We start from the raw sequence: 19,008 nt of genomic DNA on the forward strand, positions 1-19,008 counted from the left end.
CGACGCACTACAAACGATCCCTTGACCGCACACAGCGACCGCCCCCTTCTTGGTGGGGCGACGTGGCCGTTCGACTGGAGTTGCACGTGGCCGGGCGCATCGAAGATTACGCACTCATCGGAGACATGCAGACCGCTGCCCTGGTCTGCCGGGACGGCACGGTGGACTGGCTGTGCCTGCCCCGATTCGACTCCCATGCCATCTTCGCCGGTCTGCTGGGCACCGAGGAACACGGCTTCTGGCGGCTGGGCCCGGCCCACGCCTCCGACGCGCCGCCGCCCACCGCGGCCCGGCGCGGCTACCGCGGCGACTCACTGATCCTGGAGTCCGAGTGGGACACCCCGCGAGGCACGGTCCGCGTGACCGATTTCATGCCCCCTCGCGACGGCGCCCCCCAGCTGATCCGCATCGTCGAGGGCATCTCCGGCCGCGTCCCGATGCGCTCGGCCCTCCGGATGCGTTTCTCCTACGGCCGGGTCGTCCCCTGGGTGCACAAGCACGAGGGCCGCACGGTCGCCGTCGCGGGCCCCGACTCCGTGTGGTTCGACACATCGGCGGAGACCTACGGCAAGCAGCTCACGACGTACGCCGACTTCACCGTCGCGCCGGGTGACCGCATCGCGTTCACGATCTCCTGGGAGCCCTCGCACAAGCAGCCTCCGCCGCTCCCCGAGCCGGAGCAGTCACTGGAGGCGACCGAGGACTTCTGGCGCGAGTGGGTCGACCAGTGCACGTACCACGGCCCCTACCGCGAGGCCGTCGTCCGCTCCCTGATCACCCTCAAGGCCCTCACGTACGCCCCGACCGGCGGCATCGTCGCCGCGCCGACCACCTCCCTCCCGGAGGAGATCGGCGGCGTCCGCAACTGGGACTACCGCTACACCTGGCTCCGCGACGCGGCCATCACCCTCTCCTCCCTCCTGCGCACCGGCTACCGCGAGGAGGCCCGCGCCTGGCGCGAGTGGCTCCTGCGCGCGGTGGCCGGCGACCCGGAGAACCTGCAGATCATGTACGGCATCGCCGGCGAGCGCGAGCTCGGCGAGGCGGAGCTGGACTGGCTGCCGGGCTACGAGAACTCCGGCCCGGTCCGGGTCGGCAACGGCGCCGCGCACCAGCTCCAGCTCGACGTCTACGGCGAGGTCACCGAGGCCCTGCACCTGGCCCACATGACGGGCCTGGCCCGCAACGACTACGCCTCGCTCCTCCAGCTCAAGCTCATCCGCTACCTGGAGAAGCACTGGGACGAGCCGGACGAGGGCATCTGGGAGGTGCGCGGCCCGCGCCGCCACTTCGTGCACTCGAAGGTGATGGCCTGGGTCGCGGTCGACCGCACGATCAAGCTGATCGAGTCGGGCGACGCGGACGGCCCGCTGGAGCAGTGGCGCGAACTGCGCGACGACATCCACCGGGACGTGTGCGAGCGCGGCTACGACAAGGAGCGCAACACCTTCACGCAGTCGTACGGCTCGAAGGAGCTGGACGCCTCGCTGCTGCTCATCCCGCAGATGGGCTTCCTGCCGCCCGACGACAAGCGCGTGATCGGCACGATCGAGGCGATCCAGCGCGAACTGTCCACCCCGGACGGCTTCATCCTGCGCTACCCGACCTCGGGCACGGACGAGGGCGTCGACGGCCTCCCCGGTGACGAGGGCGCGTTCCTGGCCTGCTCGTTCTGGATGGCGGACGACCTCGCGATGATCGGCCGGGTGGACGAGGCCCGTAAGCTCTTCGAGAAGCTGCTCTCGCTCCGCAACGACCTGGGCCTCCTCGCCGAGGAGTGGGACCCGCGCCTGCAACGCCAGGTCGGCAACTTCCCGCAGGCCTTCAGCCACGTCCCGCTGATCGACACGGCGCTGCGGCTGACGGCTTCGGGGGCCTACGGCGGCTGACACCGGCGCCGGGGTGATGAATCCGCGGACCACTTGACATCACTACCGGGAGAACCATGACCGTCAGCAAGAACATCAACAACCCCGTGGGCCAGGGCGGCGGCAAGCGCAAGAAGCAGTCCCGCGCCGAACGGCAGAACCACGGTCCGCACCGCAACCTCGACCGCCAGGGCGCGGCCGACCAGAAGGCGGAGCTGGTGCGCAAGATGCGCGAGAAGGCAGCCGCGGCCGAGGCCGCCGGACAGGCGGGCGACGACACCGCGAAGAGCTGACGCACCTCAGCAGCAGGGCCCGGACCGTGACGCGCGGTCCGGGCCCTGCTGCGCTGTTCCTTACGGCTTGGTGACGTGCGGCGGCCCGGCGCGACCGCCGCACGTCACCCGCCTAGGCTGGAAGCCGACAAAAGCCCCTTTTCTGAAAGGGGGGCGGCCATGGCTTCCCTCTCGACGGCGAGCGCGGCCCTCACCGCGTTGCGCGAGGATCTGGTCGGCGACGTGTTCGCCCCGGGGGATCAGGGTTACGACGACGCCCGTGTCGTCTTCAACGCGATGATCGACCGGCGTCCCGCCGTGATCGCCCAGTGCGTGGACGAGGCCGATGTCGTACGGGCCGTGCGCTTCGGGCGCGAACTGGACCTGCCGATCGCGGTGCGCGGCGGCGGCCACAGCGTCGCGGGCATGGCACTGGGCGACGGAGCGCTCGTCGTGGACCTGCGCCACATGCGCGAGGTCACGGTCCATCCCGCGGCCCGGGCGGTACGGATCGCCGGCGGGGCCACCATGAGCGAACTGGACGGCGCGACCCAGGAACACGGTCTCGCCACCACCGGCGGCCGGGTCTCCACGACCGGCGTCGGCGGCTTCGTCCTCGGCGGCGGCACCGGCTGGCTGGACCGCGCCTTCGGTCTCGCCGTCGACAACCTGCTCGGCGTCGACCTGGTGACCGCCGACGCGACCGTGGTCCACGCGAGCGCCGAGGAGAACCCGGAACTCTTCTGGGCCCTGCACGGCGGCGGCGGGAACTTCGGCATCGCCACCGCGCTCACCCTGAGACTCCACGAACTGCCCGAATTCTCCGTCGCCATGGTGATGTACGAGCCCGAGCACGGCCCCGACGTCGTCCGCACCTACCGCGAGATCATCGAGACCGGCCCGGACGAGGCGAGCGGCGGAGTCATCTATCTGACCGCCCCGCCCGAGGAGTTCGTCCCCGAGCACCTGGTCGGCAAGCGGCTGTGCGGTGCGCTGATCACCTACGCCGGCGCCGAGGAGGACATGCGCAAACTCGCCCAGCCGCTGCTGGCCCTGCCGCACGAGATAGAGATCGTCACCGCGCTGCCCTACGCCATGTTCCAGACGATGTTCGACGATCCCCCGGGGATGCGGAACTACTGGTCGGCCGAGTATCTGACGGGCGCGCCCGACGCGTTCACGGACGTCTTCTGCGCCCTCGGCGAGAGCATGCCGGTCCCCACGGGCACCCAGCACGTGCTGTTCCCGCAGGGCGGCGCCATCGCGTCCGGGCCGACCGAGTACCCGCAGCCGTTCCGGACCGCGCCCTGGGCCGTGCACCCCTTCGGCATGTGGGAGGACCCGGCGGACGACGAACGCTGCGTCGCCTGGGTCAGGGACGTCCAGGCCCGGGTCCGGCCCTGGAGCACCGGCGCGGCCTACCTCAACTTCATCGGCGACGAGGGCACCGACCGCGTGACGGCGGGCCTGGGCGCCGAGAACACCCGGCGGCTCGCGGCGGTGAAGCGGGAGTACGACCCCGACAACGTCTTCCGCTTCAACCACAACATCGCGCCCGCCTAGCCTCGAGGTGTGCTGAGGGCATCCGCGCAGGTAGCGTCCGCTGCATGGACAGCCGTACGGACAGCACATTCGACAGCCAGGGCGCCGGGATCACCGTTCAGCGGGCGCTGGAGCTGCCCGGGCTGCGCAGCGGGCTGCCGGAGATCCTGGCCGGCGCCGACCGGCTCCAGCGGACCGTGCGCTGGGTCCACGCGGGCGAGGTCCCGAACATCGCCTCCCTCCTCAAGGGCGGCGAACTGCTCCTGACCACGGGCTACGGCCTCGGTACGCGCCCGGCGGAACAGCGCGCCTTCGTCCGAACGCTGGCCGAGCGGGGCATCGCGGCCCTGGTCGTCGAGCTCGGCCCGCGATTCACCCGGCTCCCCGCCACCCTCGTCGAGACGGCCCGGGCGACCGGTCTCCCGCTGGTCCAGCTGCACCGCGAGGTGCCGTTCGTGGCGGTCACCGAGGAGATCCACACCGAGATCGTCAACGGCCACTACGCACTGCTCCAGCAGGCCGAGGAGGTCCACCGCCGCTGCACGGAGGCCCTGCTCGGCGGCGGCGGAATCCCCCAAGTCCTGGGCATCCTGGCCGACTTCAGCGGCAACCCGGTCTTCCTGGAGACCCCGGACGGCCAACTCCTCTACGCCGCCGGGTCCGGTCCCGAGGGCGCCGACCCGCTCCAGGTCTGGGAGGGGTTGCGCGGCCAGCACAAGGACGGCTCGCCGCCCGCCGGTTCGGTGCTGGTGGACGTGCCCGGGGGCGGTCCCGGTACGGGTTCGGTGCGGGCGCGGATCGTGCTGCTTCCGGTACGGGCGCCGCTCTCCCCCGTGCACCGCATCGCGGCCGAACGGGCCGCCGGCATCCTCGCCGTGGTCCTGATGCAGGCCCGCCAGGAGGAGGAGCTGGCGGCCCGCGGACGCGGCGACTTCCTCACCGACCTCGCCGAGGGCCGCATCGCCGCCGAGGACGCCCCTGCGCAGGCCCGGGTGCTGGGCTTCAAGCCCGGCACCAGCCCGCTGCTGCCCGTGGTGATGCGGCTGGGCGACGCGCTGGCCGCCCCGGGCGGCGGCTGGGCGGTCCTGGCCCGCGCGGTCGCGGAGGAGCTGGCCTCGGTGGGGGTCCCGGTCCTGCTGGGCGTACGACCCGTCGAGGGCCGCGTCCCGCTCCTGCTCGGGCTGCGCTCGGAGTCGGAACGGTCGGCGGTCGCGGACCGGGTCGCGGCGGCGCTGCGGGCGGGCGTGGAACGGGCCGGAATGCAACGCCCTGGCGCCCAGCCGCCGATCGTGGTCGTCGGGGTGGCCGGCGGCTGGACGGCGGCGTCCGCGGGACTGCGGCACGCGGCCGAGACGGCGACGGCGGCACAGGGCCTGTCGGACCGCCCGTGGTACGACGCCCGACGCCTGGACATCGAGCTGTTGCTGTGGCGACTGCGCGACCATCCCGACCTGGCGGCCTTCGTGGACCGCGCGATCGGCCCGCTCCGCGACCACGACAACCGCGCCAAGCCGCCCCTGCTCCCCACCCTGGAAACGTACTTGGCCCACGCGGGCCGCAAGGCCGAGACCGCCCGCGAACTGCACCTCAACCGGCAGACCCTCTACAACCGCCTTGCCCGCATCGGGGAGTTGCTGGGCACGGACCTCGAAGACCCGCAGACGGTACTGGCGTTGAGCCTGGCACTGCGGGCGCGCAGGCTCGTGCCGTAAGAGGTCTAGCTCAGGTCAGCGGCAGAGGCTGGGTCAACTCGTCGTAGACACTCAGCACTTGGGCGACGGTCTCGTCCTCCGTGGGCCAGGTGGCCGCCTGTCGGGTGCCCTTCTCCCGGAGCAGTTCCCGGCGTTCGGGGTCGCGCAGCAGCCGGGTGACCGCGTCGGAGAGGGCCTTCGCGTCGCCGTAGGGCACGAGTTCGGCGGCGTCGCCGACGAGTTCGGGGATGCCGCCGACGGCGGTCGCGACGAGCGGCACGCGGGCGTGGAGGGCCTCCTGGGCGATCACCGAGCGGGACTCCCAACTGCTGGGCAGGAGCGCGAGGTCGGCGGCGGCGAGCAGTTCGCCCACGTCGTCGCGGCTCCCGACGAGCCGGACCGGCAGTTCCTCGTCCTCGATCCGGCGCTGCAGGTCGGCCCGCAGCGGCCCCTCCCCCGCGATCACGAGCAGCGGGGCCGGATCGAGGCGGCACCAGCCGCGCGAGGCGTCCAGGAGGGTGTCGTAGCCGCGCTGCCGGTCGAGGGAGCCGACGGCGACGAGCAACGGGCGGTCGGTGGCGCCGAGTTCGGCGCGGAGCTTGGGGCGCAGCCGGTCGGGATCCTCGTACTCGACGGCCTTGCGCGGCCCCGGCAGCGCGACGGCGGCGAGCCGCGCGTCCCGGGCGCCGGTCCGGCGCGCCCGGTCGACGAGGTCGGACGTGGCTCCGAGCACGACGACGGCGGCCTTGACGACGCGCCGCTCCAGCAGCCGCAGCAGATGGGCGCGCGCTCCTTCGACCTGGGCACGGTCGTGCCAGGTGACCACGAGGGGTGTACGGCGGCCGCTGAGCGCGAGGACGGCGCGGAAGGAGGCGTGCAGCCCGTGCGCGTGCACCAGGTCGGCGTCCGCGCAGGCGGCCCGGAGCGCGGCCACGGAGGACGGGTCGCTGCTGCGCGGGACGTGCACGTGTTCGGCGCCGGCGCCCGTGAAGTCGTAGGCGTGATCGGCCTCGACGGGGGCGCACACCGTGACCCGCACGCCCCGCGCGACGAGCCCGGAGGCCAGGGAGCGCACATGCGCGCTGCTGGCGGCGTTGCCCCCGCCGAGCACCTGCACGGTGCGCAGCGGCGACTGGCCGTGCGGTGAGTGGCTGCTCACGGGGGTCACGTGGCCGGGGCTCCTGGTTCGGCGACGGGCGGTCACGAAGAAAGTACAGAAGGATCGCGCGGTGGGGGTGTACCGCACGCTTCCTACGCGTTCCAACTCAAGGATGCCAGTACGTACGGGTGTTCCGGCAACGCAGAAAAGCCCGGAGGCCGTACGGGAGGGCAACACGGGCGGGGATGTCACCCGTACGAGTGAGGAGCGCGCGCCTCCTGAACGACGAGCCCGCCCTAGCCGTCTGCCCGTGCCGTCGCCAACAACTCCTCCGCGTGGGCCCGGGCCGTCTCCGAGTCCTCCTGGCCTGCCAGCATCCGGGACAACTCCCGTACGCGGTCCTCGCCTTCGAGGACCTTCACGCCCGAGCGGGTCACGGACCCGTCGTTGGTCTTCTCGACCAGCAGCTGCCGGTCGGCGAAGGCGGCGACCTGGGGCAGGTGGGTCACGACGACGACCTGCGCGGTCTTCGCGAGCTTCGCGAGCCGCCGACCGATCTCGACCGCCGCCTTGCCGCCGACACCGGCGTCGACCTCGTCGAAAAGGTAGGTCGGCACGGGGTCGGTCCCCGCGAACACGACCTCCACGGCCAGCATCACGCGCGACAGCTCACCGCCGGACGCGCCCTTGGCGATGGGCCGCGGCGGAGCACCGGGATGCGGAGCGAGCAGCAGCTCGACCTCGTCGACGCCCGACGGGCCGTAGGCGACCGCGCGCCCGCCGACCTCGACGCCCTCCGGGTCCTCCGTCTGCCGGATCTCGAACGACACGCGCGCGTGCGGCATCGCGAGGGAGGCGAGTTCGGCGGTGACGGCCGCGGCGAACCGCTCGGCGGCCTCCGTCCGGGCGTCGGTCAACGCCTGCGCAAGACCGCCCAGTTCAACCCGCAGCGCGTCCCGCTCGGCGGTCAGCTCGTCGATCCGCTCGTCGTCGCCGTCGAGTTCGGTCAGCCGCGCGGCCCCCTGCTCGGCGTACGCGAGCACGGCGGCGATGTCCTGGCCGTACTTCCGCGTGAGCGCGTTGAGGGCGGCCCGCCGCTCCTCCACGGCGGCCAGCCGCAGCGGATCGGCGTCCAGGTCGTCGGCGTAGCCCGCCAGCTCCCCCGCCACATCGCCGAGCAGGATGCCGATCTCACCGATCCGGTCGGTGAGCGAGGCCAGCGCCGAGTCGTGCGACCGCACGGCCTCCAGGGCCCGCTGCGCACCCGCGACGAGGGTCGCCGCGTCGATGCCCTCGGGGTCCTCGGGGTTGCCGGCGAGCGCGGCGTGGGCGACCGTCGCGGCGGACGCCAGCGCCTCCGCGTGCCCGAGCCGCTCGGCCTCGGCGGCGAGCTCGACGTCCTCCCCGGCACGCGGTTCCACGCCCGCGATCTCGTCGAGGCCGTAGCGCAGCATGTCGGCTTCCTGGGCCCGCTCACGCGCGCGCGTGGTGATCTCGTCCAGCTCTACGGCGACGGCCCGCAGGCGCCGGTACGCCTCCGCGTATTTCGTGAGCGGCCCGGTGACGGCGTCCCCGGCGTACCGGTCGAGCGCCTGCCGCTGCCGGGACTGCTTCAGCAGCCCCTGCTGGTCGGTCTGTCCGTGCACGGCGACCAGCTCGTCGGCCAGCTCCGCGAGCACGCCCACCGGTACGGAACGCCCGCCCAGGTGCGCCCGGGACCGCCCTTCGGCGGAAACGGTACGGCTGATGAGCAGCGTCCCGTCCTCCAGCTCGGCACCGGCCTCCTCGGCGCGCAGCACGGCGGAGCCGCCCGGAGGGACGGAGATCCGCCCCTCCACGACCGCGTTCTTCGCCCCGATCCGCACCAGCGCCGGGTCCGCCCGGCCCCCGAGCAACAGCCCGAGACTGGTGACGACCATGGTCTTGCCCGCACCCGTCTCACCCGTGACAGCGGTGAACCCCGGCGACAACTCGACGACAGCGTCGTCGATGACTCCGAGCGACCGTATCCGCATCTCTTCCAGCACGGTGAAGACCTTACGAGGTAGGGCGGGAGAAGCGCGAGGCACCCTGTCACCCGGGGGAGTGTCCCCACCCGTTTTTGTCTTTAGGGGCGCGGGGAACTGCGCGCTCAGCCCCCACCGGCCCGCGCTTAGTGAGGAGCCCCCCGCCACCCCGAAACAGGCAACGCGAACTTCGCGACAAGCCGATCCGTGAACGACGCATGGTGCAGCCGAGCAAGCCGCACAGGCACAGCCCCCCGCCGCACCTCGACCCGAGCCCCAGCAGGCAGCTCAACAGTCCGCCGCCCGTCACACCACAAAACCCCCGGAGGGATGTGCGGCAACACCTCGACGGCCAGCACGGAATCCGGCGAGGTCACCAACGGCTTCGCGAACAGCGCATGCGCACTGATCGGCACCATCAACAACGCCTCCACCTCGGGCCACACCACAGGCCCACCCGCGGAGAAGGCGTAAGCCGTAGACCCCGTGGGCGTCGCACAAACGATCCCATCGCACCCGAACCCCGTCACCGGGCGCCCGTCGATCTCCAGCACGACTTCCAGCAGCTTCTCGGCACCGGCCTTCTGCACCGCCGCCTCGTTCAGCGCCCAGTCCGTGTGCACGATGTTGCCGTTCTTGTGCACGACGACGTCGACGGTCATCCGCTCCTCGACCTCGTAGGCCCGGGTGACCACCCGGTCCACGACCTTGTCGAGATCGTCCCGCTCGGCCTCCGCGAGGAACCCCACGCTGCCGAGGTTGACGCCGAGCATCGGCACCCCGGACGCCCGCGCGAACTCGGCGCCGCGCAGCAGTGTGCCGTCGCCGCCGAGGACGATGAGCAGTTCGCAGCCCTCAAGGCACTGCGGGGTGGCCTCGGTGACCGTCTCCACCTCGTCCGGGAGCGGCAGGTCGCGTGCCTCGTACTCCAGGACGCGCACTCCGATGCCGGACTGCAGGAGCCCCTTGACCACCAGTTCGGCACTCCGGATCGCCGCGGGGCGACCCGTGTGCGCGAGGAGGAAAACAGTACGAGCTCGGTTCTGTGTCAACGCGGCCCCTCCGCCACTGCACGGTCAACATCGGCCGGGTCCAGTTCGGGTGCGCCGGCCCGCAGCCACAGAAAGTACTCGACATTCCCGGAGGGCCCGGGCAGCGGGCTGGCGGTCACGCCCCGCACCCCGAGGCCCAGTTCGGCCGCCCGGCGGGCGACTCCGCGCACGGCCTCGGCCCGTAGTTCCGGGCTGCGTACGACACCGCCGCTCCCCAGCCGTTCCTTCCCGACCTCGAACTGCGGCTTGACCATCATCACCAGGTCCGCGTCCGGCTTCGTGCACCGCGCCAGGGCGGGCAGCACCAGTCCGAGCGGGATGAAGGACAGATCCCCCACGACAAGATCCACAGGCTCCCCATCGATCGCTTCAAGCGTCAACTCGCGTACGTTCGTACGGTCCTTGACGGTGACGCGTTCATCGCTCTGCAGAGACCACGCGAGTTGTCCGTACCCGACGTCGACCGCCACGACCTGGGTGGCACCCGCCCGCAGCAGCACATCGGTGAAGCCTCCGGTGGACGCGCCGGCGTCCAGCGCCCGCCGCCCCTCGACCACGAGCCCCTGCGGTACGAAGACCTCCAGCGCGCCCGCGAGCTTGTGGCCGCCCCGCGACACGTAGTCGGGGTCGCCGTCGTCCGCCACGACGACGATGGCCGCCGCCGTCTCCACCTGGGTGGCGGGCTTGGTCGCGACGGTCCTGCCCACGGTGACCCGCCCTGCGGCGATCAACTGGCTCGCGTGCTCCCGCGAGCGCGCGAGCTTCCGCCGCACCAGTTCGGCGTCGAGACGGCGGCGTGCCACTCCTGCCACGTTCGGTTCAGCTCCTGTTCTGGTACGGCGATGGGGGCGCCGGAGGTCCCGGGCGGGCGTCGAGCGCGGTGAGCGCGTCGCGCAGCCCCCGGTGTACATCCTCGTACACCTCGACATGGCCGTCCGTGGCGAGGTGGTCGGTGTCGGCGAGGCGCCCGAGCTGGGCGTCGACGTCGGCGTTGCCGCTCGGGGTACGGTCCACGTTCAGCGGGGCGGGGGCGGCGGGGTCGTACGTGGGCTCCGCCTCCGGTACGGCCTCCGGCAGTGCCTCGGCCTCGGCCTCGGGAACTGAGTCGCTCATGCCCAGACGCTACCCCGAAGGCCTGGGGTACCGTCGATCACGATGGCAACGATCCAGGAGTGCCGCGCCGCACTCGAAAAGCTCTCGGACAACATGCAGCAGGCCGACGGCAATGTCCGCGCCGCCGCGGCCATGGACCGTTCGGTCAGCTGCCGGATCACCGATCTCGACGTCACCTTCGTCGGCCGGCTGTCCGGCGGCCGGATCGTGGTGGACGAGACCGTGGAGGGCCTTCCGCCGGAGAAGGCCCAGATCAGGCTGACCATGGCCGGTGACGACCTGGTGGCCATGGTCAACGGCGGCCTGAACTTCGCGAAGGCCTGGGGCTCGGGCCGGGTGAAGCTGGAGGCCAACGTGTTCGATCTGTTCCGCCTCAGGAAGCTTCTGTAGCGGCCACCTTTGGGCGGTCGGTCCGCGCGCGTGCCTTGCGCGCCGCCGGCACCACCAGCGGTGTCCCCGTCTCCGGGTCGTCGATGACCTGGCAGCGCAGCCCGAAGACCTCCTCGACCAGCTCGGCCGTGACGATGTCGTTCGGCGCGCCCTCGGCGATGACCGCGCCCTCCTTGAGGGCGATGAGGTGAGTGGCGTACCGCGCCGCGTGGTTGAGGTCGTGCAGCACCGCGACCAGCGTGCGGCCCTGCTCCTCGTGCAGCTCGGCGCAGAGGTCGAGGACGTCGATCTGGTGCTGGATGTCGAGGTAGGTGGTCGGCTCGTCGAGCAGCAGCAGGGGCGTCTGCTGGGCGAGTGCCATCGCGATCCACACGCGTTGCCGCTGCCCGCCGGAGAGTTCGTCGACATAGCGGTCGGCGAGCTCGGCGACCCCGGTCTGCGCCATCGACTCCTGTACGACCCGCTCGTCCTCCTGGGACCACTGGCGCAGGATGCCCTGGTGCGGGTACCGGCCGCGGCCCACGAGGTCGCCGACGGTGATCCCGTCGGGTGCGATGGACGACTGCGGCAGCAGGCCGAGCGTCCGCGCGACCTTCTTCGCGGGCATCGACTGGATGACCTGCCCGTCGAGCAGCACCCGGCCCTCGCTCGGCTTCAGCATCCGCGAAAGGGCCCGCAGCAGCGTGGACTTGCCGCACGCGTTCGGGCCGACGATCACCGTGAAGGAATTGTCGGGTATCTCCACCGACAGCTCGCGTGCGATGACGCGCTGGTCGTAGGCGAGGGTGACGTTCTCGGCGGACAGGCGGTTCACGGTGCTCCTTCGGTTGGCCTCGTTCGCCGAGGTGTTCGTATCCGCGGTCATATCCGGCCCGCCTTGCGCTCGGTGACCAGGAGCCACAGCAGGTAGACCCCGCCGAGCACTCCGGTGACCACGCCCACGGGCAACTGGTCGGCGCCGAAGGCCCGTTGGGAGGCCCAGTCGGCGGTGACCAGGAGGGTGGCGCCCATGCACAGCGAGGGCACCAGGTTCGGACCCGGCGAGCGCGTCAGCCGCCGGGCCAGCTGCGGCGCCGTGAGAGCGACGAAGCCGACGGGTCCCGCGGCGGCGGTCGCGGCGGCGGTGAGCAGCACGGCGGCCACCATCAGCAGCAGCCGTACGCGCTCGACGCGCACCCCGAGGGCGTACGACACGTCGTCGCCCATCTCCATCATCCGCAGCACGCGCGCGTTGGCGAGGACGAGCGGCAGCAGTACGGCGCACAGGCCGAGCAGCGGCCAGACCTGGGTCCAGTCACGGCCGTTGAGGGACCCGGTCATCCACACGACCGCGCGGGCCGCGTCGACGAGGTCGGCCTTGGTGAGCAGATAGCCGTTGACCGCGGTGACGACGGCGGAGACACCGATGCCGACCAGGACGAGGCGGTATCCGTGCACCCCCTGCTTCCAGGCGAGCAGATAGATCGCCAGCCCGGTCACCAGACCGCCGACGAGCGCCCCGAGGGTGACGGCGGTCGCGCTTCCGGAGAACAGCACGATCATGACGAGCGCCCCGGCCGTCGACCCCTGCGAGAGGCCCAGCACGTCCGGACTGCCCAGCGGATTGCGGGAGATGGACTGGAACAGCGCACCGCCGAGCCCGAGCGAGGCCCCGACCAGCAGCCCGACGAGGACCCGGGGCAGCCGTAGCTCATTCACGATGAACTCCTGGCCCGCGTCACCGCCCCCGAACAGCGTCTTGAGGACGTCACCGGCGGAGATCGGGAAGTCTCCGGTACCGATCAGCACGACGCTCGCGGCGAGCGCGCAGACGAGGAGAAGGACGACCACCGTGACGGCACGGAGGTCGAGGCGGAGGGAGAGGCCGCCGGTACGCACGGCCTTCGTGCGGAGCGCTTGAGTGGGTGTGGCCTTCACAGCTGGGCCGTCCTCCGCCGTCGTACGAGAGAGATTCACAGCTGCGCCTTCCTTCGGCGCCGCACGAGGAAGATGAAGACCGGACCGCCGATGACCGCGGTGACGATGCCGACCTGGAGCTCCGCGGGCCGCGCGATGAGCCGGCCGAGCACGTCGGCGCCGAGCAGCAGCACGGGCGACAGGACCGTGGCGTACGGCAGGATCCAGCGCAGGTCGGGGCCGGTGAAGGAGCGCACCACGTGCGGCACCATCAGGCCGACGAACACGATCGGCCCGCAGGCGGCGGTCGCGGCCCCGCACAGCACGGTCGCGGAGAGCATGGCGAGCGCCCTGGTGCGGTTGAGGTTGGCGCCGAGGGCGCGGGCGGTGTCGTCGCCCATCGCCACCGCGTTCAGCGGCCGGGCCAGCAGCAGCGAGACGACCGTGCCGACCGCGAGGAACGGCGCGACCTGGGTGATGGTCGAGCCGGTGGCCGAGGCCAGTGAACCGACCGTCCAGAAGCGCATCTTGGAGAGCGCCGCGTCGTCCATGATCATGACGGCCTGGAGATAGCCGTAGAGCGCGGCGCTGATCGCGGTGCCGGCGAGGGCGAGGCGTACGGGGGTGGCGCCCCGGCTGCCGCCGAGGAACCAGACCAGCGCGCCGACGACCGCCGCACCCGCGAAGGCGAACCAGACGTAGCCGCTCAGACTCGTGACACCGAAGTACGTGATGGCGGTGACCACCGCGGCCGAGGCGCCGGCGTTGATGCCGAGCAGCCCCGGGTCCGCGAGCGGGTTGCGGGTGAGCGCCTGGAGCACGGCTCCGGAGAGGCCGAGCGCGGCACCGGCGAGCAGCCCGAGGACCGTACGGGAGACGCGGTCGCCGACCACGATGTCCGCGTACGTCCCCGTGTCATGGAACAGGCCGTGCCACACATCCCCCAACGGCAGCGATTTCGCGCCGATCGCGATGCTCGCCAGGGCGACGAGCAGCAGGAGCGCCACCGAGACGAAGAGCCCAAGGACTCGTACCGCCCGGCGGGTCGGGGGCGCGGGGGCGGTCTCCGCGCGCTGTTCTGGGGGACTGTCGACCAACACGAGGTTAGGTTAGCCTACCCTCGCACAACCCTTTGTGGTCGAGTCAGGCTCACAACCCCAGCCGCGCCAACGCCTTCTCCCCGTCCAGCGTGCAGGAACCGTCCCCCGCCGCCGTCCAGGCCGCCGCGCAGAGCGCCCGGAGCCCGTCCAAGGGTTCGCCCCCACCGTCGAGTTCCAGCCGCTCCCGCCCCGCCGTCGCGGTCCAGCCCCCGCACCGGAAGCCGTCTCCCGCCTCGCTGACCTCGGGCTGCCCGGTGAGCATGCCCCGCAGATCGGCGTCGACGTACGTCGGCCGGTGCTGCGGCGGCGCGGCGAGAAGCTGCGCTCCGTCGGTCACTCCGGTCAGGACGAGCAGCGAGTCGACCTCCCCGTTGAACGCCCCCTCGATGTCCGTGTCCAGGCGGTCCCCCACCACCAACGGCCGCTCGGCGCCCGTCCGCAGGATCGTCTCCTTGTGCATCGGCGGCAACGGCTTCCCCGCCACCTGCGGCTCGGCCCCGGTCGCTATCCGTACGACCTCCACCGCCGCGCCGTTGCCCGGCGCGATGCCGCGCGCGCTCGGGATCGTCAGGTCGGTGTTGGAGGCGAACCACGGCACCCCGCGCGCGATCGCGTAACAGGCCTCGGCGAACCGGGACCACACCAGGTCCGGGCCGCCGTAGCCCTGCACGACCGCCACCGGCTCGTCGTCGGCCGAGTCGACGGGCTCGAGCCCGCGCTCGCGCAGCGCGACCCGCAGCCCCTCCCCGCCGATCACCAGCACCCGGGAGCCGGCCGGCACCTGCTCGCTGATCAGCCGGGCGACGGCCTGCGCGGAGGTGATGACGTCATCGGCCCCCGTCGGTATCCCGAGCTCGGTGAGATGCTCGGCCACCGCGTCCGGCGTCCGCAGCGCGTTGTTGGTGACGTAGGCCAGCCGCATCCCGCCCGCGCGGGCGGTGGCGAGCGAATCGACGGCATGGGCGATCGCGTTGCCCCCCGCGTACACCACCCCGTCGAGGTCGAGCAGCGCCGTGTCGTACGCCTCGCTCAGGGCCCGGCCACTGCCTTCGGGACTCGTCCTGACGCTCTGGCTCATTCCACATCGCTCCTCGTTCGATCGCTTTCACCCGATCATCCCGCACGCCACTGACACACGTACGATGCCGGGATGAACACCGCAGGTCACTCGGAAGCAACGGAGCGCCGAGGCCTGGAACTCACCCCGTTCCGAGGCCTCCGCTACGACCCCGACCTGGTCGGCAGCCTGGCCGCCGTGACGTCCCCACCGTACGACGTCGTCGTACGCCCCGACGGTCTGCACCACCTTCAGGACTCCGACCCGCACAACATCGTCCGGCTGATCCTCCCGCAGGCCGTCACCCCCAGCGCCCGCAACGAACAGGCCGCCGACACCCTGCACCGCTGGCTCTCCGAGGGAGTCCTCACCACCGACCCCGAGCCCGGTCTGTACGTCTACGAACAGCACGACGGCAACGGCCTGTTGCAACGCGGCGTCATCGGCGCCCTGCGCCTGACGGACCCGTCGGAGGGCGTGGTCCTGCCGCACGAGGACGTCATGCCGCACGTGATCGCGGACCGCGCGGCCCTCATGCGGGCCACCTCCGCCAACCTCGAACCCCTGCTCCTCACCTACCGGGGCAACGGCTCACCGTCCGACACGACAACGATCGTCGAGCGCATCGCCGAACACCCCCCGCTGCTCTCGACGACCACGGAGGACGGCTACAGCCACCGCCTCTGGGCGGTCACCGACCCCACCGAGCTGACCCGCATCCAGACGGACCTGTCCCACCACCAGGCCCTCATCGCCGACGGCCACCACCGCTGGGCGACCTACCGACGTCTACGCGCGGAGCACCCCTCCCCCAGCCCCTGGGACTACGGCCTCGTCCTCCTCGTCGACACGGCCCGCTACCCGCTCCGCGTCCGCGCGATCCACCGCCTCCTGCACGGCGTCCCGGTCGCCGACGCCCTGGCCGCCCTCGACGGGCTGTTCCGCGTCCAGCACCTGGAAGTGCCGCTCCCGGAGGCCCTGGAGGCCCTCGCCGACGCGGCCTGCGCGGGCAACGCCTTCCTCCTCGCCGGCGACGGCGCCTTCCACCTGGTCGACCACCCGGACCCGGACCTCCTGGCCCGTACGATCCCGGCCGACCGCCCCGCCGCATGGCGCACCCTGGACGCCACGGTGCTGCACGCCACTCTCCTGGACCACGTCTGGCTCATCCCCGAGGATGACCCGACCCGCATCGCCTACATCCACGACACCGCCGCCACCGTCCGCAAGGCCGAACGCGACGGCGGTACGGCCGTGTTGATGCACCCCGTCCGCGAGGAGGTCGTACGCGACCTGGCCCTCCAGGGCGTCACGATGCCCCGCAAGTCGACGTCCTTCGGCCCGAAGCCGGCGTCGGGGCTGGTGTTGCGGGCGCTGGAGCCCTGAGACTCCGGGAACGCGAAAGGGCGGGACCCCGGTGTGGGGGTCCCGCCCTTTTCGTCACTGCTGACGTGTGTTGCCGTCAGTCTTCGTCGTCGTCCTTGTTGTCGTCCTTGGCCTCGACGGCGACGGTGGGCTCGGCCACGGGCTCGTCCTCGTCGTCGTCTTCATCGTCTTCGATGTCGTCGTCTTCGTCGTCGACATCCACCTCTTCGGCTACGGAGGCCTCGGCCTGGGGCTCGACTTCGTCGTCGACCTCAGTGTCGACGTCGGTGTCGTCCTCGTCCTCGTCCACCTCGTCCTCGACGAACGCGTCGACGAACTCGACACCGTCCATCTCGGCGAGCCGGTCCGACGCGTCCGTGCTGCCGTCCTTGTCGGACTCCACGGCCTTGGCGAACCACTCCCGTGCCTCGTCCTCACGTCCGGCGGCGAGCAGGGCGTCGGCGTAGGCGTACCGCAGTCGCGCGGTCCACGGCTGCACGGTGTTCGAGGCCAGCTCGGGGCTCTGGAGTGTGACGATGGCCGCGTCGAGCTGGTCCATGTCACGCCGGGCGCCGGCCGCGACGAGCCGCATCTCGACCTGCCCGGCCTTGTCGAGCTTGTGCACCTCGGGGGCCCCGGCCATCTCCAGCGCCTTCTCCGGCCGCCCGAGCCCACGCTCGCAGTCGGCCATCACGGGCCACAGGTCCACGCTGCCGGTCATCCGCCGCGCGGCCCGGAACTCGGCCAGTGCCTCGCTGTACTTCTGGTTCGCGTACGCGGCGAACCCTGCCGCCTCACGCACGGCGGCGACGCGCGACGCCAGCCGCAGGGCGATCTTGGAGTAGGCGTAGGCGCCCTCGGGGTCCTCGTCGATGAGCCGGGCGACCATCACCAGGTTCTTCGACACGTCCTCCGCGAGCCCCTTCGGCAGGCTCAGCAGCTCCTGACGTACGTCCTTGTCGATCTCGTCGCCCGTGACGTCCTCGGGGATCGGCAGCCGCTTGATCGGCTCGCGGTCGCGGTCACGCTCCCGGTCGTCCCGGAACCGGCCGCCACCGCGCCTGTCGTCGCCGCCTCGACGGTCATCACGGCGGGGGTAGCCACCGCGGTCGTCGTCACGCCGGAACGCGGGACGGTCACCTCGGCTGTCGTCACGGCGGAAACCACCGGGACGGCTTCCGCGATCGCCGCCGCGGTCGTCCCGGCGGGGGCCGGCCGGACGGTCGTCGCGACGCGGAGCCGCGGAACGGTCGTCTCGACGCGGGCCGGCGGAACGGTCGTCGCGGCGGGGGTAACTGCCGCGCTCACCGCGGTCGTCGTCGCGCCGGAAGGCAGGACGCTCGCCCCGGTTGTCACGGTCGTCGCGACGGAACGGCGGACGCTCGCCACGGTTGTCGTCCCGGCGGAAGGCCGGACGCTCACCACGGTCATCGCGACGCGGGCCGGACGGACGGTCGTCGCGGCGCGGGTAGCTGCCGCGCTCGCCACGGTCGTCATCCCGCCGGAACGCGGGACGGTCACCGTCACGGCGGTCGTCACGCCGGAAGGGCGGACGCTCGCCACCCCGGTTGTCACTTCGGCTGTCGCTGCGGTCGTCACGCCGGAACGCGGGCCGCTCGCCACGGTTGTCGTCGCGACGGAAACCACCGGGACGTCCACCGCGCTCACCACCACGGTCATCACGGCGGGGACCAGCGGGACGGTCATCGCGACGCGGGCCGGACGGACGGTCGTCACGGCCACGGTACCCACCGCCCCCGCTGCCGCTACGGTCGTCGCGGCGCGGGTAGCTGCCACGGTCACCGCGGTCGTCGTCACGCCGGAAGGCAGGACGCTCGCCCCGGTTGTCACGGTCGTCGCGACGGAACGGCGGACGCTCACCGCGACTGTCGTCACGCCGGAAACCGCCACCGCCACCACCGCGGTTGTCGTCCCTTCGGAAGGGCGGACGCTCACCCCGGCTGTCATCGCGGCGGAAACCACCGCGATCGCCACGGTTGTCGTCGCGACGCTCGCCGCCCCGGTTGTCACTTCGGCTGTCGCTGCGGTCGTCACGCCGGAACGGGGGCCGCTCGCCACGGTTGTCGTCGCGGCGGAAACCACCGGGACGTCCACCGCGCTCACCACCACGGTCATCACGGCGGGGACCGGCGGGCCGATCGTCACGGCGCGGAGCCGCAGAACGGTCATCGCGACGCGGGCCGGCGGAACGGTCGTCGCGCCCGCGGTACCCACCGCGATCGCCACCGCCACCGCTGCCGCCACGGTCGTCACGACGGGGGGCACCGCCCCGGTTGTCGCTGCCGCGATCGTTGCTACGGCTCGGGCCTCCGCGGTACCCGCCACGGTCACCACTGTCCCGTCGCCGCTCGTCGCGCTCCGGTCGGTCCTCGGGAGAGTTGGTGGACATCGGTGACTCCTGTCTTCGGTACCGCAAGTCATTCTCGCGCAGCCAGGTACTCGGCGCGCTCCGGGCTGTGCTTGTGCTCAAAACGAGAAAAAGAAAAGGACCCCTGGTCCCAGCGTGAACGCTGGGACCAGGGGTCCTCCAAAGATT

The 19,008-nt window shown here is 72.0% G+C and carries 16 protein-coding genes and 1 pseudogene; 6 read left to right on the forward strand and 11 right to left on the reverse strand.

The window, feature by feature from the left end:
* Positions 1-86 precede the first annotated feature (86 nt).
* From SSP08S_RS48660 to SSP08S_RS48675, 4 genes are all read left to right on the forward strand, one after another.
* The gene (locus SSP08S_RS48660) at positions 87-1,889 is read left to right on the forward strand and encodes a glycoside hydrolase family 15 protein (RefSeq protein WP_019074933.1); all 1,803 of its coding nucleotides are present in this window, start codon (positions 87-89) and stop codon (positions 1,887-1,889) included.
* 56 nt (positions 1,890-1,945) lie between these two features.
* Positions 1,946-2,161, forward strand: coding sequence for a DUF6243 family protein (locus tag SSP08S_RS48665; protein ID WP_019074934.1), 216 nt, complete (start codon positions 1,946-1,948; stop codon positions 2,159-2,161).
* A gap of 159 nt (positions 2,162-2,320) precedes the next feature.
* Positions 2,321-3,703 carry an FAD-binding oxidoreductase gene (locus SSP08S_RS48670; RefSeq protein ID WP_019074935.1) on the forward strand — a complete coding sequence of 461 codons (1,383 nt, stop codon included), beginning with the start codon at positions 2,321-2,323 and terminating at the stop codon, positions 3,701-3,703.
* 44 nt (positions 3,704-3,747) lie between these two features.
* Positions 3,748-5,394: a PucR family transcriptional regulator gene (locus tag SSP08S_RS48675; RefSeq protein ID WP_019074936.1), complete on the forward strand. Its 1,647-nt coding sequence runs from the start codon at positions 3,748-3,750 to the stop codon at positions 5,392-5,394.
* Between the two features lie 10 nt (positions 5,395-5,404).
* Here SSP08S_RS48675 and SSP08S_RS48680 read toward each other — a convergent pair whose 3' ends face one another.
* From SSP08S_RS48680 to SSP08S_RS48700, 5 genes are all read right to left on the reverse strand, one after another.
* Positions 5,405-6,541 carry a glycosyltransferase family 4 protein gene (locus SSP08S_RS48680; RefSeq protein WP_019074937.1) on the reverse strand — a complete coding sequence of 379 codons (1,137 nt, stop codon included), beginning with the start codon at positions 6,539-6,541 and terminating at the stop codon, positions 5,405-5,407.
* Positions 6,542-6,768: 227 nt separating this feature from the next.
* Complete coding sequence (gene recN, locus SSP08S_RS48685; RefSeq protein ID WP_043260362.1) at positions 6,769-8,487, reverse strand: DNA repair protein RecN; 1,719 nt, start codon at positions 8,485-8,487, stop codon at positions 6,769-6,771.
* A gap of 137 nt (positions 8,488-8,624) precedes the next feature.
* Positions 8,625-9,530, reverse strand: a complete 906-nt coding sequence (locus SSP08S_RS48690; protein WP_026179466.1) for an NAD kinase — start codon at positions 9,528-9,530, stop codon at positions 8,625-8,627.
* Complete coding sequence (locus SSP08S_RS48695; RefSeq protein ID WP_026179467.1) at positions 9,527-10,342, reverse strand: TlyA family RNA methyltransferase; 816 nt, start codon at positions 10,340-10,342, stop codon at positions 9,527-9,529. Before SSP08S_RS48695 ends, SSP08S_RS48690 begins: the two co-directional genes overlap by 4 nt.
* Before the next feature lie 7 nt (positions 10,343-10,349).
* On the reverse strand, positions 10,350-10,643 hold the full coding sequence (locus SSP08S_RS48700; RefSeq protein WP_019074941.1) for a hypothetical protein: 294 nt from the start codon (positions 10,641-10,643) through the stop codon (positions 10,350-10,352).
* A gap of 42 nt (positions 10,644-10,685) precedes the next feature.
* Between SSP08S_RS48700 and SSP08S_RS48705 the strand changes: the two genes are divergently transcribed.
* Entirely contained in the window at positions 10,686-11,033 is a 348-nt protein-coding gene (locus tag SSP08S_RS48705; RefSeq protein ID WP_019074942.1) for an SCP2 sterol-binding domain-containing protein, read from the forward strand.
* Here SSP08S_RS48705 and SSP08S_RS48710 read toward each other — a convergent pair.
* From SSP08S_RS48710 to SSP08S_RS48725, 4 genes are read right to left on the reverse strand one after another with little or no spacing between them, the layout of a single operon-like run.
* Positions 11,017-11,898 carry an ABC transporter ATP-binding protein gene (locus SSP08S_RS48710; RefSeq protein ID WP_026179468.1) on the reverse strand — a complete coding sequence of 294 codons (882 nt, stop codon included), beginning with the start codon at positions 11,896-11,898 and terminating at the stop codon, positions 11,017-11,019. The genes SSP08S_RS48705 and SSP08S_RS48710 overlap by 17 nt on opposite strands.
* Positions 11,895-12,950: a FecCD family ABC transporter permease gene (locus SSP08S_RS48715; RefSeq protein ID WP_019074944.1), complete on the reverse strand. Its 1,056-nt coding sequence runs from the start codon at positions 12,948-12,950 to the stop codon at positions 11,895-11,897. Before SSP08S_RS48715 ends, SSP08S_RS48710 begins: the two co-directional genes overlap by 4 nt.
* A 35-nt stretch (positions 12,951-12,985) precedes the next feature.
* Entirely contained in the window at positions 12,986-14,029 is a 1,044-nt protein-coding gene (locus SSP08S_RS48720; protein ID WP_026179469.1) for a FecCD family ABC transporter permease, read from the reverse strand.
* 49 nt (positions 14,030-14,078) lie between these two features.
* Entirely contained in the window at positions 14,079-15,107 is a 1,029-nt protein-coding gene (locus SSP08S_RS48725; RefSeq protein ID WP_019074946.1) for an HAD hydrolase-like protein, read from the reverse strand.
* Between the two features lie 72 nt (positions 15,108-15,179).
* Between SSP08S_RS48725 and SSP08S_RS48730 the strand changes: the two genes are divergently transcribed.
* Positions 15,180-16,472, forward strand: coding sequence for a DUF1015 family protein (locus SSP08S_RS48730; protein ID WP_019074947.1), 1,293 nt, complete (start codon positions 15,180-15,182; stop codon positions 16,470-16,472).
* Between the two features lie 76 nt (positions 16,473-16,548).
* Here the strand turns inward: SSP08S_RS48730 and SSP08S_RS48735 are convergent, their stop codons facing one another.
* Both SSP08S_RS48735 and SSP08S_RS64840 read right to left on the reverse strand, forming a co-directional pair.
* Entirely contained in the window at positions 16,549-17,448 is a 900-nt protein-coding gene (locus SSP08S_RS48735; RefSeq protein WP_245608113.1) for a tetratricopeptide repeat protein, read from the reverse strand.
* Between the two features lie 630 nt (positions 17,449-18,078).
* Positions 18,079-18,621, reverse strand: a pseudogene (locus SSP08S_RS64840) (tetratricopeptide repeat protein); the annotation flags it as partial.
* Positions 18,622-19,008: the final 387 nt, after the last annotated feature.

Origin of the sequence: Streptomyces hokutonensis (genome assembly GCF_000376565.1) — a bacterium.
Classification (GTDB): domain Bacteria; phylum Actinomycetota; class Actinomycetes; order Streptomycetales; family Streptomycetaceae; genus Streptomyces; species Streptomyces hokutonensis.

Bases quoted from the DNA above. Each gene is read 5' to 3' on its own strand.
- SSP08S_RS48665 (WP_019074934.1), top strand. From the start codon at position 1,946: ATGACCGTCAGCAAGAACATCAACAACCCCGTGGGCCAGGGCGGCGGC.
- SSP08S_RS48670 (WP_019074935.1), top strand. From the start codon at position 2,321: ATGGCTTCCCTCTCGACGGCGAGCGCGGCCCTCACCGCGTTGCGCGAG.
- SSP08S_RS48675 (WP_019074936.1), top strand. From the start codon at position 3,748: ATGGACAGCCGTACGGACAGCACATTCGACAGCCAGGGCGCCGGGATC.
- recN (WP_043260362.1), bottom strand. From the start codon at position 8,487: ATGCGGATACGGTCGCTCGGAGTCATCGACGACGCTGTCGTCGAGTTG.
- SSP08S_RS48700 (WP_019074941.1), bottom strand. From the start codon at position 10,643: ATGAGCGACTCAGTTCCCGAGGCCGAGGCCGAGGCACTGCCGGAGGCC.
- SSP08S_RS48705 (WP_019074942.1), top strand. From the start codon at position 10,686: ATGGCAACGATCCAGGAGTGCCGCGCCGCACTCGAAAAGCTCTCGGAC.
- SSP08S_RS48710 (WP_026179468.1), bottom strand. From the start codon at position 11,898: ATGACCGCGGATACGAACACCTCGGCGAACGAGGCCAACCGAAGGAGC.
- SSP08S_RS48725 (WP_019074946.1), bottom strand. From the start codon at position 15,107: ATGAGCCAGAGCGTCAGGACGAGTCCCGAAGGCAGTGGCCGGGCCCTG.
- SSP08S_RS48730 (WP_019074947.1), top strand. From the start codon at position 15,180: ATGAACACCGCAGGTCACTCGGAAGCAACGGAGCGCCGAGGCCTGGAA.